Annotated in this window: 13 protein-coding genes, 1 tRNA gene and 1 other RNA gene; 5 read left to right on the forward strand and 10 right to left on the reverse strand. The window is 73.7% G+C overall.

The genetic code is table 11. The features are described 5' to 3' along the window. Nucleotides 1-9 precede the first annotated feature (9 nt). Complete coding sequence (locus tag ABZV93_RS26420) at nucleotides 10-354, reverse strand: YbaB/EbfC family nucleoid-associated protein (protein WP_354941197.1); 345 nt, start codon at nucleotides 352-354, stop codon at nucleotides 10-12. Between the two features lie 376 nt (nucleotides 355-730). Here ABZV93_RS26420 and ABZV93_RS26425 point away from each other — a divergent pair, with 376 nt between their 5' ends. Next, nucleotides 731-1,501 carry a hypothetical protein gene (locus ABZV93_RS26425; protein WP_354941199.1) on the forward strand — a complete coding sequence of 257 codons (771 nt, stop codon included), beginning with the start codon at nucleotides 731-733 and terminating at the stop codon, nucleotides 1,499-1,501. Nucleotides 1,502-1,529: 28 nt separating this feature from the next. Here the strand turns inward: ABZV93_RS26425 and ABZV93_RS26430 are convergent, their stop codons facing one another. The 3 genes from ABZV93_RS26430 to ffs all read right to left on the reverse strand — a co-directional run bounded on the left by ABZV93_RS26430 (nucleotide 1,530) and on the right by ffs (nucleotide 6,264). After that, nucleotides 1,530-2,789: an MFS transporter gene (locus ABZV93_RS26430; RefSeq protein WP_354941201.1), complete on the reverse strand. Its 1,260-nt coding sequence runs from the start codon at nucleotides 2,787-2,789 to the stop codon at nucleotides 1,530-1,532. Between the two features lie 175 nt (nucleotides 2,790-2,964). Further along, nucleotides 2,965-6,057 (reverse strand): DNA polymerase III subunit gamma and tau, encoded by a 3,093-nt coding sequence (locus ABZV93_RS26435; protein WP_354941203.1) that lies wholly within the window; start codon nucleotides 6,055-6,057, stop codon nucleotides 2,965-2,967. Nucleotides 6,058-6,167: 110 nt separating this feature from the next. Next, an RNA gene (gene ffs / locus ABZV93_RS26440) (signal recognition particle sRNA small type) lies at nucleotides 6,168-6,264 on the reverse strand. A 162-nt stretch (nucleotides 6,265-6,426) separates the two neighbouring features. On the opposite strand from ffs, the gene ABZV93_RS26445 reads away from it, so the two are divergent. Beyond that, nucleotides 6,427-6,515: transfer RNA gene (locus ABZV93_RS26445), tRNA-Ser, on the forward strand. Nucleotides 6,516-6,646: 131 nt separating this feature from the next. Here the strand turns inward: ABZV93_RS26445 and ABZV93_RS26450 are convergent. Beyond that, on the reverse strand, nucleotides 6,647-7,867 hold the full coding sequence (locus ABZV93_RS26450; RefSeq protein ID WP_354941205.1) for an MFS transporter: 1,221 nt from the start codon (nucleotides 7,865-7,867) through the stop codon (nucleotides 6,647-6,649). Nucleotides 7,868-7,976: 109 nt separating this feature from the next. Between ABZV93_RS26450 and ABZV93_RS26455 the strand changes: the two genes are divergently transcribed. Beyond that, on the forward strand, nucleotides 7,977-9,005 hold the full coding sequence (locus tag ABZV93_RS26455; RefSeq protein ID WP_354941207.1) for a DUF5937 family protein: 1,029 nt from the start codon (nucleotides 7,977-7,979) through the stop codon (nucleotides 9,003-9,005). 24 nt (nucleotides 9,006-9,029) lie between these two features. Here the strand turns inward: ABZV93_RS26455 and ABZV93_RS26460 are convergent, their stop codons facing one another. After that, nucleotides 9,030-9,368: a YciI family protein gene (locus ABZV93_RS26460; protein ID WP_354941209.1), complete on the reverse strand. Its 339-nt coding sequence runs from the start codon at nucleotides 9,366-9,368 to the stop codon at nucleotides 9,030-9,032. 57 nt (nucleotides 9,369-9,425) lie between these two features. Continuing rightward, complete coding sequence (locus ABZV93_RS26465) at nucleotides 9,426-10,070, reverse strand: SRPBCC family protein (protein WP_354941211.1); 645 nt, start codon at nucleotides 10,068-10,070, stop codon at nucleotides 9,426-9,428. Nucleotides 10,071-10,202: 132 nt separating this feature from the next. Here ABZV93_RS26465 and ABZV93_RS26470 point away from each other — a divergent pair, with 132 nt between their 5' ends. Then, a complete protein-coding gene (locus ABZV93_RS26470; RefSeq protein ID WP_354941213.1) occupies nucleotides 10,203-11,477 on the forward strand; it encodes a PrsW family intramembrane metalloprotease in 1,275 nt (424 codons plus the stop codon). On the opposite strand, the gene ptsP is transcribed toward ABZV93_RS26470, so the two are convergent. From ptsP to dhaK, 3 genes are read right to left on the reverse strand one after another with little or no spacing between them, the layout of a single operon-like run. Next, nucleotides 11,470-13,914, reverse strand: a complete 2,445-nt coding sequence (ptsP, locus tag ABZV93_RS26475; RefSeq protein ID WP_354941215.1) for a phosphoenolpyruvate--protein phosphotransferase — start codon at nucleotides 13,912-13,914, stop codon at nucleotides 11,470-11,472. The genes ABZV93_RS26470 and ptsP overlap by 8 nt on opposite strands. A gap of 11 nt (nucleotides 13,915-13,925) precedes the next feature. Continuing rightward, a complete protein-coding gene (gene dhaL, locus ABZV93_RS26480) occupies nucleotides 13,926-14,579 on the reverse strand; it encodes a dihydroxyacetone kinase subunit DhaL (RefSeq protein WP_354941217.1) in 654 nt (217 codons plus the stop codon). A 6-nt stretch (nucleotides 14,580-14,585) separates the two neighbouring features. Next, a complete protein-coding gene (dhaK, locus tag ABZV93_RS26485) occupies nucleotides 14,586-15,587 on the reverse strand; it encodes a dihydroxyacetone kinase subunit DhaK (protein ID WP_354941219.1) in 1,002 nt (333 codons plus the stop codon). A gap of 235 nt (nucleotides 15,588-15,822) precedes the next feature. Between dhaK and ABZV93_RS26490 the strand changes: the two genes are divergently transcribed. After that, entirely contained in the window at nucleotides 15,823-16,119 is a 297-nt protein-coding gene (locus ABZV93_RS26490; RefSeq protein WP_092882016.1) for a type II toxin-antitoxin system VapB family antitoxin, read from the forward strand. Nucleotides 16,120-16,137 lie beyond the last annotated feature (18 nt).

A 16,137-nucleotide genomic window follows, 5' to 3' on the forward strand; every position in this document is an offset into this window, starting at 1 on the left:
CGTCTCGGCCTAGCCGGGCAGTCCCAGGCCGCCCGGCATACCGCCACCGAGTCCCTGGGCCAAAGGTCCCAACTTCTGGGAGGCCAGCTCGCGCGCGTTGTTGGCGGCGTCACGGACGGCGGCGACCACCAGGTCCGACAGCGTCTCGGTGTCGGCGGGGTCGGCCGCCTCGGGCTTGATCTCGATGCCCTGAAGCTCACCCACGCCGTTGACGGTCGCGGTCACCAGACCGCCTCCGGAGGTGCCCTTGACCTCGGTCTGGGCGAGTTCCTCCTGGGCGGACATCAGGTCCTGCTGCATCTGCTGCGCCTGCTGGAGTAGCTGCTGCATGTCGGGCGTTCCGCCAGGGAACACGATGATCTCCCTCGTCTTGGGCCGCGGAGCTTCTTTCGCACCGGAGAATGCTCCGCCCCGACACCGCCGTACGCAGGCCCGGAAGGCCCTCGCACGAGCCCTGTCCGAGACGAACCGACCGGCGTACGACGAGCCTACGATGCCGCACCCCCAGGAGGGATGCCGGTCCCTCGGGCCGTCCGTCCTGAGCATCGGCCCGTGGCGGCGCCCCTCGAGACACCCGGCCGGTCCGTCGCCGGCCGCCGGCCTTTTGTCCACAACCGCCCTACCGGCGTGTTTCTCCACAGCCGGAGATCAGCCCACGCGACGGGCCCGTCGCTCCGCCGAGCATGAATCGCGATCGCTCAATCCTGTCTGCACGTACGGAGGAAAGCCCATGCCGGCCACCACCCCGTCCACCCGTTCGTCCCTCGCTCGTTCGCCCCTCAATCCCTCCCCCCTTGCTCGTTCGTTCCCCACCGGATCCGGCGTCGCCGCCCGGCCGCCCGGTGGCGGATCGGCTCGAGCCCGGCGTCGGCATCGCCGGTCCGCGCGACTGACCGCCGCGCTGGGCGCGACTCTCGGCGCCACCGTGTGCGTGCTCGGTGTGGCCGTCGCTCCCGCGCAGGCGGTGACCGTCCGCGTCGCCAACGCGATGCCCGACTCCGAGCTCCGGGAAGGTGTGAGCCGCTGCGTCGGCGCCCTGGGCCTGTGCGCCACGTGGGCGGGCACCGACGACGACCACACCGCCCGCCGGCCGCTGGACGGTTTCCTCGTCGGGTCGGTTCCGGCGGGGGTCGGTGCGCTCGTCACCGACTTCGCGTTCGAGTGGGAGGAGGTCTCACACCGAAGCCGGGTCTGGGAGAGCGGACCGGACGCGGACGGCGGCTACCAGGTCGACCTGACCGTCGACGTGATGCGCGGAGCCTCGCTGACCAGCGCGCAGGCGTTGCGCGACTACCTCACCGACTACTACGAGCGCGACCCCGCCACCTGGCGGCTCGATCCCTTCAAGCAGCACGGGCTGCCCGGCTGGCACGACGACACCATCGCGTTCTGGCTCGCCGCGCCGGGAGTCGGGGTGGCGGTGAAGGTCGACCGAGAGCGGTTCGGCGCCGGTGACCTGCTCCGCACCGCCTACGGCATCCGCCCGGCGTCCGGTCGATGACCGGCCGGCGACCTGGTCCGAACATGCCCTAGCCCTCCGGCCGGGCGTGCTCGCCGAGCGTGGGCGCGCCCGGGCCGGACGGGTCAGCGACCGGCTGCCTGGCATACCTCGTCTCCGGCATCCGCAGCGCGAGCAGCGGACCGAACACCAGGATCGCCGCGGTGACACCGAACGCCGACCCGAACGACAGGTTGTCCACCAGCACACCCGCCACGAGCGGCCCGGCGATCGCCCCGAGATCGGAGGACATCTGGAAGACGGCCACCACCTGTCCGCCGCGTCCGCGCATGATGTCGCCGATCACCGCACCCGGCGCGACGCCGAGGAAGGCGGCGCCGACGCCGAACAACCCCATCGCCAGGAGGTACGTCGGCAGCGTGGACGACACCGTCACCACCACCATCGCCACGAACGCCACCGACCCGCCGAGGATCATCGCCGGACGGCGGCCGGCCTGGTCGGCGACCTTCCCGGCGGACACCAGGGACAGCGCCTGCGCCGCCGATCCGGCCAGGAACCCGATACCGGTCCAGATCGCGCCGACCTTCAGGCCCTCCACGACGAACAGCGGGATCAGGCTCGACCGGACGCCGAACAACGCCCAGCCGGTGCCGAAGTTGCTGACCAGCGCGGCCTGGTACGCCCGGTGACGAAGCGCCTCTCGCAGGCTCGTGCGGTTCGTCTCGCCGTTCTGCCGGCCGAGCCGCTCGTGCAGGGTCGTGCGCGCCAGCGACAGCGCACCGATCGTGCCGGCCACCGCGAGCGTCGCGCCGTAGACGAAGAACGGCAGCCGCGGCGAGAGTTCGGTGAGCAGGCCACCGACCACGGGTCCCATCAGCCCACCGATGAGGAATCCCGCCTGGAACAACCCGTTCGCCCGGCCGCGGCGATCGGCGTCGACCACCCGCAGCAGCAACGAGACCGCCGACACGGTGAACATCGCGCTGCCGACTCCACCGACCGAGCGCAGGAGAAGAAGCTGGAGGTAGCTCTGGGCAAGGCCCGCCAGGGCCGAGGACGCGGCCACGAAGAAGATGCCGGCGAGCATCACCGTCCGCTCGCCGATCCGGTCGACCAGCCGGCCGGCCAACGGCGCCGACACGAACCTCATCAGGGCGAAAGCAGAGATCACCGCGGCGGCCGCGGTGTGGCCGACGCCGAAGTCCCGGGCGAACACCGGCAGCGCCGGCGCGACGACCCCGAAGCCGACCGCTACCGCGAACGCGATCGCGGCGAGGACGGCGACCTCGCGCGGCATCCCGGCGAACGGATTGGATGGTCTTCGCACAGGCGCCGATGGTCCCACAACGATGAGGATCGGTGTGCCCCGGAGTGGGTGTCAGGCCGGTGTGCGCGTGGGCAAAGCCCCTGGTCAGCGGAGCTCCGGGCCGGCCGGGGTGGTCAGGGGCGGACGGGCCCAGGTCCGTTGCGGACAGGCCCAGGTCCGTTGCGGACGGGGCTGGTCAGTTGAGGGGGATCTCCTCGATCAGCTGGGCGCCGAACTCACGCTCGAGAAGATCGGTGTGGGACCTCGGGTCGTCCGACAGCGAGTTGTCGGTGTCGGGGTCGACGTCGCTGTCGGGATCGTGCGCGGGCTCGGCCGGACGGGGAGTGTTACCCGCCGCCGCGGCGGCTCGGGCCCGGGCGCTGGACATCTGGCGCGAGCCGTTCCCCTGACCGCCGGCAGCGCGTCGGCCGGCCGCCCTGCCCTGGTCGGCGGCAGCCGGCCCGCCCGGATCAGGGGCTGCCGGCCTGCCCTGGTCGGCGGCGGCCGGCCCGCCGGGGGTGGACACGGCCACGTCGGCCCAGCCGGAGCTGATGCCTCCACCGGGCGCACCGCCCCAGTCAGCGCTGTTGCCCCAGCCGGAGCCGGCGCCATCACCGGAGTCGTTGCCCACCTCGGGACCCCCGGCAGCGCCGGAAGAGCCGTGGGTCGAACCGTCCGGGGGCTCGGCACCGGCCCGATCTCCGCCACGGAATCGCTCGCCGCTGGGCCGGTCGCCACGAGGTCGGTCGGCAGATCGGTCGTCGGCGCGAGTGCGTTCGCCGGCGCGGGACCCGTCGTCGGCCGAGTGGTCGGGAGCAGGCTCGCGCGGCGGGGTCGAGCCGGGCACCGGTGCCGGGCTCGGCCAGCCGTCGTCCTGGCCGGCCGTGTCTCGGGCGTCGGGGTTCGGGCCGCCGGGGCTGTCGTCGGAGCGCAGGTTCGTGGCAGCCGGGGCGCCTGCCCCGTCGTCGGCCGTCGCGCCGCCCGGTCGCGGGGTACGCGCCGAGGCGGGAGGATTGTTAGCGCCACCTCGGCCGGATGCCGACCGGCCGCCCGACGCACCGCCGGGCGCACCGCCACGGGATTCGGCACCCCCGCCTGCCGGACCCTGGCCACCTCTGCCCGGGCCCGAGCCACCCGGCCCTGAACCACCGGGCCCTGAACCACCGGGCCCTGAACCACCCGAGCCGCCGGCGCCGCCCGAGGGGTCGATGATCGCCTCGACCCGCCAATCGACGCCGAGCACGTCACGAAGCGCCTGCCGCAGGAGTTCGTCGCTGCCGCTGCGGGTGAACGAGTCCCTCGCCCCGGCGTTGACGAGCGCGACCGTGAGGACGTTGCCGTGCAGGTCGGCGACGTGGGCGTTCTGACTCAGCATCACCCAGCTGAACCGGCGCTTCCCCTTCACCGCCTCGAGGACGTCCGGCCAGAGCCGGCGTACGTCGGCGACCCCCAGGGCGCCCGGCGTCCCCGCGCCGCCGGAAGCCGTACCGGACTCCGGCACCGCCCCGTAGGACGCCGGCCCGGACGGCTCCGACTCCGCGGCCTCTCCGGCGACGGGTTCGTCCGGGACGGCTCCCCCAGGGGCGGAACCGGCTGCGGGCTCGGCGGGCGGCGCGGACACCGACCAGCCGGCCTGGTCGACGGAGGTGCCGGCCGCCGACGCGTCGGAGGGCTCGTGCGGGACCTGGGAGGTGCCCCAGTCGGCGGCCGCCGCCTCGGCGGCCGAGGGCCGAGCCGGGGAGTTCGCCTGCGTCGACTCCGGCGCCGGCGCATCGGCCCCGAGTCCCCGCTCCGACGACTCCGGCGGTGAGACCTCCGCGGAAGCGGAGTCGGCTGGGCCGCCGGCCGGTGGCCGTGCGGACGGCGGTGGGGCGGAGGCAGGTGGCGCGGCAGCGGTGTCCGTGTCGCGGCCTGCGGCGTCACCCACCCGAGGCGGGCGTTCGGCGCGCGCGGCGTCGCGCGCCGCCTCCCGACCGCCGGCCACCGAGGGCCGCTGCGCCGCCGGTCCCCTGCCGAGCTGATCCCTCGCGGCCGCCGCGCCGCCGACCGAACCGCCGGCCGAGCTCCCCCGGGTCGCCGAACCGCCCTGGCCGGCCGCCGACGGAACGTCTTCCCCGCCCGCGATGGACAGCCGGCGTTCCAGCCGGTCGAGCCGGGCGTGCAGGCCCTGCTCGCTGTCGTCGACCGCCGGCAGCAGGATCCGCGCGCAGATCAGCTCCAGGTGCAGGCGGGGCGCGGTCGCTCCGCGCATCTCGTTCAGCCCGTCGTTGACCAGGTCGGCGGCCCGGGTGAGCTCGGCGGTACCGAGCCGCGCCGCCTGGGCAGTGAGGCGTTCGGCCTGGTCACCCGGGCCCTCGAGCAGGCCGCGCTCGATCGCGTCGGGCACCGCGGAGACGATCACCAGGTCGCGCAGCCGCCGCAGCAGGTCCTCGGCGAAACGACGGGGGTCCTGTCCGGACTCGATCACCTTGTCGACGACGGTGAACACGCTGCCGCCGTCGCCCGCCGCGAGCGCGTCGACCACCTCGTCCAGCAGCGACTCGTGGGTGTAGCCGAGCAGCCCGACCGCCCGGGCGTAGGTCACGCCCTCGTCTCCGGCACCGCCGATCAGCTGGTCGAGCACGGACAGGGTGTCGCGGACGGACCCGGCGCCGGCCCGGACCACCAGCGGCAGCACCGCCGGCTCGACCTGCACGCCCTCGCGCTCACACAGGTCGGCGAGGTACTCCTGCAGCACCTTCGGCGGCACCAGCCGGAACGGGTAGTGGTGCGTACGGGACCGGATGGTGCCGATGACCTTCTCGGGCTCGGTCGTGGCGAAGACGAACTTCAGGTGCTCCGGCGGCTCCTCGACCAGCTTGAGCAGGGCGTTGAATCCCTGCGTGGTCACCATGTGCGCCTCGTCGACGATGTAGATCTTGTAGCGCGAGGACACTGGCGCGAAGAACGCCCGCTCGCGCAGGTCGCGGGCGTCGTCCACGCCGCCATGGCTGGCCGCGTCGATCTCGATCACGTCGATGCTGCCGGGCCCGCCGCGGGCGAGGTCGCGGCAACTCTGGCACTTCCCGCAGGGCTCGGGAGTGGGGCCGACCTCGCAGTTGAGGCAGCGGGCGAGGATCCGGGCGCTGGTGGTCTTTCCGCAGCCACGCGGCCCGGAGAAGAGGTACGCATGGTGCACGCGGTTGTTGCGCAGCGCCTGCTGCAGCGGCTCGGTGACGTGATCCTGGCCGATGACCTCGGCGTACGTCTGCGGCCGGTAGCGACGGTAAAGGGCGAGCGGCGCTTCCACGATAGGGACCCTAGCCCGCGCCACCGACGGTCGCGGAGCAGCGGGCCGGCTCGGCGCGGCCGCACCGCGCACCGGTCGCGACGCGAGGCGCGTCGAGGGCGGCGGTGGTACGAAAGGACTCCCCGCGCACCCGGTAGAGCTTGCTTACCCTTGCTGCCTTCCGGCCCTGGGGGAGTTGGGCAAGGTGCCGCCGCGCGGGGAGCCGCGGAGCAGTCTACGCGAGACCTCCCCGACTTCGCCCACCGCCGCCGGGCAAGCCGGGACAGAGCGGGTCCGGGCGTCCCAGAGGGCACAACCGGGCCCAACCGGCCGTTGTCCACCCCTCCCCCGGTTGGCCCGGCGGACGACCGAACGGGTACTGTCTCGCGCGGAGGATTCGCCTAGTTGGCCTAGGGCGCACGCTTGGAAAGCGTGTTGGGAGCAATCCCTCAGGGGTTCGAATCCCCTATCCTCCGCCAGCGCTGCCGGCGCCAGAAGACGCAGTGCCCAGCACACAGAGCGGCCCCGGCCGGGTTCACCGGCCGGGGCCGCTCGCCGTCTGGGCGTGCCGGCCGGCGCTCTTGAGCGGGCGCGCAACCGGAAGGTCGGCTCAGGCGGCCAGCACGTGGTCTATCCGCCGGGCGACCTTCCTGTGGAACGCCAGCGTCGCCACCGAGCAGGCGATGCCGGCCGCCAGCGCGGTCCACCACAGCACACCCGGGCCGAGTCCGGAGTACAACGCGACGCCCAGGGTGAGGGCGGCGAACCTCGCCGTCCCCCACGTCCAGCCGAACGCGCCCTGGTAGCGGCCGCGCGCGTGCGCCGGGGCGAGGTTGGCGATGACCGACGCGGCGATACCTGCGACGACCACTTCGCCGACGGACCAGACGACGACCGAGAACGCATAGCCCGCGACCGTGTTCGCCAGGCCGGTCATCGCCACACCGACGGCGATCAGGACACCGCCGGCGCACTGCACCGGAAGCTGCGGCAGCCGGGCCAGCGGAGCCGTCACCACCGGCTGGAGGAACACCACCATCACCGCGTTCAGCGCCGCCATCGCGCCGTAGACCGACGGGGAGAGGCCGCTGTCGTGGATGGCGAGCGGCAGCGCGACCTCGGTCAGCGAGTAGACGAACAGCTGGACGCCGAACAGCGGGAGCAGGGCCAGCCCGAGCCGGTCCCGCAGGACGACCCCGTAACCGATGCCGTCCTTCCGCGTCGGCGCTTCCGGGTCGTCGTCTCCCTGGGACGCCACCGGCCGGTGTTCGCGCAGCCGGACCGCCACCACCGCGGCGAAGATCAACATGCTTCCGGCGTCGACGGCGAACAGCAGCCAGTAGCCGCGCGCGGCGAGAAACCCGCCGAGCACCCCAGCCACGGCCGTACCGATGTTCACCCCCCACTGGAACAGCGCGTACGCCCGCCGCCGGTGCTCGGCGCCCACTGCGTCGGCCAGCAGGGCATACGCAGCCGGGCTCACCATCGACCCCGCGGCGCTGATCAGCAGCGCGGCGGCCGCCATCGTCGTCACGCCGGGGGCGAGGAACAGCGCGCCCTGCCCCACCGACGCGGCGACCAGCCCGGCCAGCATCGTCGGGCGGCGGCCGATGCGGTCCGCCAGCAGGCCGCCGACCGCGGGCCCGAGCAGGTTGCCGGCGCCGAGAGCACCGAGGACGTAGGAGACGTGCGTTCCGGTGACGCCGCGGGTCGCCAGGAAGAACACCAGGAACGGAGTGACGAGGTAGCCGAGCCGGTTGACGACCGTGCCGGCGAAGACGGTCCAGACGACGGGCGGGAGCCCGCGGAAGGAGGAGAACGAGGAGCGCATGGGCCAGACCCTGCGGCCTGCCCCCTCCGGCGGGCCATTGATTAAGCTCACCCCGAATCCAATCGCCCCTGAGTGGGACGACCAGGGCCGACGGCGACGAGGAGTGCGCATGGAGTCGGTGCTCAGCTTCTCCACCGCCGACCTGGCCCTGACCAGGTTCGCAGTCTCGCCGATGTGGGAGGTCGTCACCAGCTTCCGGCTGCTCCGGAGCGAGGTAGACCCTCCGCTTCACAGGCGCTGGGCCGCCCAGGTTCGCCCCCGGCTAATTCGGGCCGGACTCGACCGCGGCTGGCTGGCCGAGCTGATCCCACTGAACGGCTACCTCGCCGACTTCCTCAACCCCACGCCGGCCACGCCGTTCCCCGCCATATCCGTGGAGCTGGCGGCGATCCGGGAGACCACGGCCGAACAGGTGCGGACCGAGCTGGACATGCTGGCCGCCGATCGGGCCGGATCGGCGCGACGGGACGGTGCCCAGCCTGGCGGGTCGGCCTGGTCGGCCCGGTCGAGGCTGCTGTACGACGCTCCCGAGGAGACGCTCGCGAAGGTGGCCGCCGAGATCGAGGCGTACTGGGAGCTCGCCCTCGCGCCCTACTGGGCCCGGGTCCGGCAGCTCCTCGATGCGGACGTCTTCTACCGCGCCCGGCAGGCGGCCGAGCACGGCTCCGCGCACGTCCTCGACGAGCTCCACGACTCGGTGCGCTGGGACGACGGCACCCTGCGGCTCGTCCGCCGGCACTGCTCGATCACCCGCGGCCAGGCGGGCGGAGGCCTGCTGCTGGTGCCGTCGGCGTTCGTGTGGCCGCGGGTGTTGACCCGGTCGGTCGCCGGGGAGCCGCCGCAGCTCGCGTATCCCGCCCGCGGGGTCGGCAACCTGTGGGAGCCGCGCACTCCCACGTCGGCCGCGGCGGTCGCCGGGGTTCTGGGGCGATCGCGTACGCGGATCCTGACCGAGCTCGACACCCCGTCCTCGACCACCCAGCTCGCGCGCCGCGCCGGGATGTCCGCTGCCGGGATCTCCCAGCACCTCACGGCACTGCGGGACGCGGGCCTGGTCACCGCCCACCGCAGCGGCCGTTCGGTCCTCTACGCCCGTACGTCGGTGGCCGACGCCCTGCTGACTCCGGCCGGAGACTGACCCGCACCGGAGGCGGGCACCGCGTCACTCCCAGTACGGCCGGACCTCGATCGCGCCGAACCTCGCGACCGGGTGCTTCGAGGCGACCTCGACCGCCTCGTCGAGATCGGCGCACTCCAGCAGGTCGTACCCCGCGATCTGTTCCTTGGTCTCGGCGAACGGCCCGTCGACAACCAGCACGTCGTCGGCCCGGACCCGTACGGTCCTCGCGTCGGCGGCCGGCCGCAGCCGGTGCCCCTGCAACCGCACCCCGCGCGCGTCCATCTGCTCCATCCAGGCGATCGAGTCCCGCCGCATCGCGGCCGACTCGTCCGGACCGAGTTCGTCGTCCTCGGCCCAGCAGACCAGCATCATGAACTTCATCGCAGCGTCTCCTTCGTTCGCTTCGGTGGGCCCTGGCGGCCCGGTTCTGCTGGTCGCTCACCGGGCGGCGGCGACCATCCGGTCGAGGGTGGTGCTCATGTGCCGTCGCAGCACAGCCAGCCGAGCGGCGACGACGGCCTCGCCGCGTTCGGGGTGTTCGCGGACCGCCGCGGTGAGCCCGGACTCCCCCGGGCCGTGCACGAACGTGTGCCGTACGCGGGTCCTCCCGGGCGCGTCCGCCGGCAGCAGTTCGTAACTCCAGGCCGAACCCGGCCGGTGCGGGTCGTCGTCGGCGTCGAGCACCACCCATCCGAACGTGCGTGGCCGCGCCGCCTCGGTGACCACGCAGGTGACGTGGCCGACGCCGCCGTTCGCAAACCGGTTCGTGGCCGTGAACCGCGCGCCGACCACCGGTCCACGATCGGGGTCTCGCCAGTGCGCCTCGACGCACTCCGGGCTCCACTCCCCGATCCGGGTCACGTCGGCCAGCAGGTCCCACAGCCGTTCCGGCGGTACGTCCACGACCCGCTCCAGGCCGACCCGCGCCCCGTGTACCGGGATCACCTGTTCTCCGTCCGGTTCGTCTCGTACGTCCACCACGCCGGATGCGCCCGCTACGTCGGCTGCGTCGGCTGCGTCGGCTGCGTCCGCCGGCTCGGGTTCCGTACGTACCGCTTCCCCGTCCGGCCCTCGTTGCCGCATGTGCTCCTCCTCACTCCTCGCCGCTCCTCGCCTCTCCCCGCCGTCGACCGGATGACGAACGACGTCCGCATGCATCGACAGCCCGGGTCCTGCCGGTCAGCGAGCGGGGGTGCGCTGCCCTAGGCTCTCCGGATGAGCGCGACCCCTTCCCCCTCCGCTCAGTCCGGATCCGCTCACTCTGGGTTGCCCGGTCTGCCGGGCGGCCGACCCCTCGTGCCGTTGCGCCCCTGGGCCGGCCGGCACCGCAACCGGCGCCGGGTGCTCGCACCGGTCGTCCTCATCGTGGTGATGGCCGCGCTGATGACCCCGCTGATCGGGCTCACGGTCCTCGGCGCCGGGCCCGAGCCGGCCGCGCTGGGCACGTTGTTCGCCTTCCTGCCGGTCGTCCCGGTGGTCGCGGTGTTCTTGTGGATCGACCGGTGGGAGCCCGAGCCGGGCCGGCTGCTGCTGATGGCGTTCCTTTGGGGAGCCGGGGTCGCGGCGCTGGCCGCGGCGATCAGCAACTTCGCCCTCAACTACGCCTGGTCCCGCACTGTCGGCACCGAGCTCGGCGACGTGGTGAGCACGGTGGTGACCGCACCCTTCGTGGAGGAGGCGGTCAAGGGCGCGTTCCTGTTCGTCCTGCTCGCCACCCGCCGTCGCGAGGTGGACGGCGTGGTCGACGGCATCGTGTACGCCGGACTGGTGGGGGTGGGGTTCGCGTTCAGCGAGAACATCCTCTATCTCGGGACCGCCATCGCCGAGGGAGGACTCCAGGGCGGCATCATGCTGTTCGCCCTGCGGTGCGTGCTGTCCCCCTTCGCCCACCCGATCTTCACCGCGATGACCGGGCTCGCCGTCGGCATCATGGCGCGCAGCCGCAGACGGATCCGGTTCGTCTACCCGCTGGCCGGCTACCTCGCCGCCGTCTGCCTGCACGGGCTGTGGAACGCCTCGGCGTCGCTGCTCGGGCAGTTCGGGTTCTTCCTCGTCTACGCCGTGTTCATGGTGCCGGTGTTCGCCGCGATGGCGATGGTGGTGCTCTGGCAGCGGCGCCGCGAGCAGCGGATCGTGGCCGGCCAGCTGCCGCGGTTCGTCGCCGCCAACTGGATCGCGCCGGGGGAGGTACGCCTGCTGTCAAGCCTGGCCGGACGCAGCGGCTGGCGCTCTGCGGTGAAGCGCCGGTGGGGCGCCGAGGCCGCCCGGGCAGTCCGCGACTACCACACCGCCGTCACCGAACTCGCGTTCTTCTACGACCGCTACCAGCGCGGCGCCATCGGTTACGACGCCGACCACTGGCGAGACGACCTGATCACCAAGGTGCTGGAGGCACGCGAGCGCGCGGTGCTGCACCCACGGGCGATGGCCACCGCCGAGGAGGTCTCCGGACCACCGCCCGCCCACCGGGCGCCCGAGCCGATCAGCTGAGCCGGCTCCGCAAGGCCGCCTTGACGCCGGGTATCGCGTTCGGCGTCATGGACAGCTCGTCCACGCCCATGCCGACCAGCCGGACCGCCGCGTCCGGTTCTCCCGCGAGCTCCCCGCACACGGCGACGTGCCGGCCGGCTGCCCGGGAGGCCTCGACCAGCGTTCCCAGCAGCCGCCACATCGCCTCGTGGCCGGGCTGGTAGAGGTCGCCCACCGCGTCGTTGGTCCGGTCGGCGGCCATGACGTACTGCGTGAGGTCGTTGCTCCCCACGCTCACGAAGTCGACCTCGGCGCATATCCGGTCGGCGACCAGGGCGGCCGCGGGCACCTCGACCATCACCCCGACCATCGCCGGCCGGGCGAACGCCGTCCCCTCGGCTGCCAGCTCGCCTGCCGCCTCCTCGACCAGGAGCCGGAACCGCCGCGCCTCGGCGGCCGTCGTCACCATCGGCGCCATCAACCAGACCTCGCCATGCCCATACGCCGCGCGCAGCACCGCCCGCAACTGGGTCCGCAGCAGGTCCGGGTGCGCGAAGGCGTACCGCAGCCCGCGCTCCCCGAGCGGTCCGTGCCGCCACGGGTCGAGGTCCAGGGCGGGCAGCAGCTTGTCCCCGCCGACGTCCAGGGTGCGGACGACCGCGCGCCGGCCGCCGAGCTCGGCCAGGACCGCTCCCAGCTCCGCGGCCTGTTCGTCCTCACCGGGCAGGCGGGGCCGGTCGACGTAGAGGAGTTCGGTACGCAGCAGGCCGACCGCGTCGGCACCGGCGGCCACCGCGGCGCGCGCCTCGGCCGGGCCGCCGACGTTCGCGCTCACCGTCACCGGCGTGCCGTCCGCGCGCACCACCGTGCCCGCCGCCTCGGTGCGAGCCCGCTCCCGCTCGGCGGCGAGGTCGCGGGCGGACTGCCGGGCGGAGGCCAGCTCCGGCTCCGGTGGGTCCACTCGGAGTTCGCCGTTACGCGCGTCCAGAATCACCGGCGTTCCGTCCGCGACGTCCAGCACGTCCGGGCCGAGCCGGACCACCATCGGCAGGTCCAGGCCGCGGGCGAGGATCGCCGCGTGGGACGTACGGCCGCCGCGCGCGACCGCCACGCCGGCCACCTCGGCCTCACCGAGGGCCGCGACGTCGGAGGGGAACACCTCCTCAGCGACCACCACGGCATGGGCGACATCCTCGGGTCGTACGGACGGCCGGACGTCCACGCCGAGGGCGCCGAGCACCGCCCGGCCGAGGTCCTCCACGTCGACCGCGCGCTCGGCGACCGGGTCCGCCCCACCGGCCAGCAGGTCGCGGGCCTCCAGCACCGACCGCCACCAGGCCACCTCCGCGGGCGTGGCCGCGTCGAGCTTCGCCTCCGCTCCGGCCAGCAGCGCGGGGTCGGCGAGCATGGCCTGGTGGGCACCGGCGATGTCGGCGCCGGACCCGCCGCCCGCGGCACGGCCGGCCAGCTCGGTGTTCACCCGGTCGACGGCGGCGGCCAGCCGGCGTCGCTCTGCCGCCGGGTCGTGTGCGCCGCCGGTGGAGGGCAGCCGGGGTTCGGTACGGCGCAGGTGCCGGACCGTCGCCACCACCAGGCCGGTCGAGGCGCCGATGCCGCGGAGCGTGCCGGGCTCGGGAGGTTCCGGTGATCCAGCCGGCGCCGGCTGGTCCGGTTGCTCCACCGGCACCGGTGCCGTCTCGTCCAGCTCACCGAATCCCTCGTCTGCCAGGGCGATCACCGCGTCCAGGGCCGCCCGAGCGTCCGCGCCGGCCGCGACGACCTCGATCTCGGCGCCCACCCGCAGCCCCCGGGCGACCACCGCGAGCACGCCGGTCGCGTCCGCCCCGGGCTCCCCGGGCCGGCCGACCGTGACCCGCGCGTCGTACTCCCGCACCAGACGGGCCAGCGCCGCCGCCGGCCGGGCGTGCAGGCCGGCCGAGTTGCGCAACGTCGTCCGCGCGCGTACCGCGCCCTCGGCCCGGTTCTCCGCCGGCTCCGAGGTCTCGGCCGCGCCCGCCTCGGCGGCAGGCGTGTACGCCTCCCGGGCCGCGGCGGCGACCTCGGCGAGGCCGGCGCCCCCGGCGGCGGTGGTCGCCGCCGCGACCGCGCCCTCCACCAGCGGCGCGTCGACCAGCAGCACCCGGGCGGTGTGGTCGGGGTCGAGCGTCTCCAGGACGAGTTCGGCGGTGAGTTGCGCGCTGCCCAGGTCGTACAGCACGACCACGCCGGAGTCACCGGACGAGTCCTGCGAGCCCTCGCCCGCAGCCGTCACCGCCTCCTGTATCGCATCGAGAATCGCGTCGAAGCTGGTGCCCACCCCGCCGTCGCCGGTGCCCCCGACCGCGCGGATGTCCACCTCCGGCGCCATCTGGGCGGCGAGGGTGCGTACGCCCTCCGCGAGGGCGGCCACGTGCGCCACCAGAACGATCCCGACCTGGGCGACGGGCCCCTCAGGCATCGCCGCCGCGCCTACGAGGAGTGGTCGGCGACGTCGGCGAACACCCGGAACAGCAGCGCCGACGACGTGGCGCCGGGGTCCTGGTGACCGGCGCTGCGCTCGCCGAGATAGCTCGCCCGGCCCTTGCGGGCGATCAGCGGGACGGTCGCCCGCATGCCCTCCTCGGCGGCGTCGGCCGCCGCGGCGAGCGCCTCCTGGGTAGAGCCGCCGGCATCGACGACGCGCTCGGCGGCCTGCACGGCCGGGTCCCAGGCGTCGACCATCGTCTTGTCGCCCACCTCGGCCTTCCCGCGCGCCACCACGCCGCCCAGGCCGGCCCGCAGGGCGCCCGCGACGTCGGCGGCACCGAGCACCTCGCGCCCCTTCACGCTGGTGGCCGCGCGCAGGAACGCCGTGCCGTACAACGGGCCGGCGGCTCCGCCGACCTTCGAGATCAGCGCGGTCGCCACCGTCTGGAGCACGTCGGCGGGCGTAGCCGGAACGGTATCGGCGAGGCGTGCGACCGCCGCCTTCATGCCGCGGTCGAGGTTCTCCCCGTGGTCGGCGTCGCCGATCGCGGCGTCGAGTTCGATGAGGTACGTACGGTTGGCGGCCACCACGGCCGCGTAGTCGGCGATCACCCGGAGCAGGTCCCGGGTGGTCATCGACACGTCATCGGAGGGCATGCGGTGTCACCGTCCCCAGCGCAGGGCGGGCGTGTGCACGGGTGCGTCCCACAGGTCGATCATCTCCTCGTCCAGGCGGAGCAACGTGATCGACATGCCCGGCATCTCCAGCGAGGTGATGTAGTTGCCGACCAGCCGCCGCTCGACGGCGATGCCGCGCTGGGCCAGCACCTTCTCGGCGTGCGCGTAGGCGATGTAGAGCTCCATCAGCGGGGTGCCGCCCATGCCGTTGACGAACAGCAGCGTCCGGTCGCCGGACTCGAACGGCATGTCCTCCACGATCGGGGCCAGCAGGCGTTCCACGATCGCGTTCGCGGGCTCCAGCGGCACGCGTTCGCGGCCGGGTTCGCCGTGGATCCCGATGCCGATCTCCATCTCGTCCGGCCCGAGTTCGAACGTCGGCTTGCCGGCGTGCGGTACCGTGCAGGACCCCAGCGCCATCCCCATGCTGCCGACGTTGTCGTTCACCCGGCGGCACAGCGCGGCCACCGAGGCCAGGTCGTCATCGCGCTCGGCGGCCGCACCGACGATCTTCTCCGCGAGCACCGTGCCGCCGACCCCGCGCCGCCCGGCGGTGTAGAGGCTGTCGCGGACCGCCACGTCGTCGTCGATCACCACCGCGGCCACCTCGACGCCCTCCGCCGCTGCGAGCTCGGCGGCGGTCTCGAAGTTCAGTACGTCGCCGGTGTAGTTCTTCACGATGTGGAGTACGCCCGCACCACCGTCCACCGCCTTCGTCGCGGCGAGGATCGGGTCCGGCGTCGGTGAGGTGAACACCGGCCCGGGGCAGGCCGCGTCGAGCATGCCGTACCCCACGAATCCGACGTGCAGGGGTTCGTGCCCACTGCCGCCGCCGGAGACGACGCCGACCTTCCCCGGGCGGGGCGCCTCCGCCGCCACCACGTAGTCGGGGTCCAGATGGACGCTCACGATGTCGCCGTGCGCGGCGGCCAGGCCGGTCAGTGCCTCCGCGACGACGTTCGCCGGATCGTTGATGATCTTCTTCATCCCCGCACCCTCCCACTGTGCAGTCTCGGCGTCACCCCGTTCGGTCCCACCGGGTGCCTACTGAGCGCCTACGGGGTGTCCACCGGTTTGGTCCTACCCGAGCGCCCCGCCGCCGACCCCTGGCCAGGACGGAGCCTGGCCACGGGGCAGCGCCAGGCGACGATTCGGCCTACGGTGAAGACACCCAGCGCTTCTGCCCGGTCACCCGCAGGAGGCACCACTACACTGCCCAACCGTGATCTTCAAGCGCGTCGGCGACGGACGCCCCTATCCCGAGCACGGCACGACCCAACGCGAGTGGGCCGCGCTGCCGCCGCGCCCGATCCGGCTGGACCAGTTGGTCACGACGAAACGCACCCTCGACCTGGACACCCTCCTCGCGGAGGACTCCACCTACTACGGAGATCTCTTCGCCCACGTGGTCGAATACCAGAACGAGCTGTATCTCGAGGACGGCTTGCACCGGGCACTGCGAGCCGCCCTGCACCAGCGCATGGTGTTGCACGCCCGCGTGCTTCGGCTCAAGGGCTGAGGATTTCCCGAACGGGGA

Origin of the sequence: Actinopolymorpha sp. NPDC004070, assembly GCF_040610475.1 — a bacterium.
Classification (GTDB): Bacteria; Actinomycetota; Actinomycetes; order Propionibacteriales; family Actinopolymorphaceae; genus Actinopolymorpha.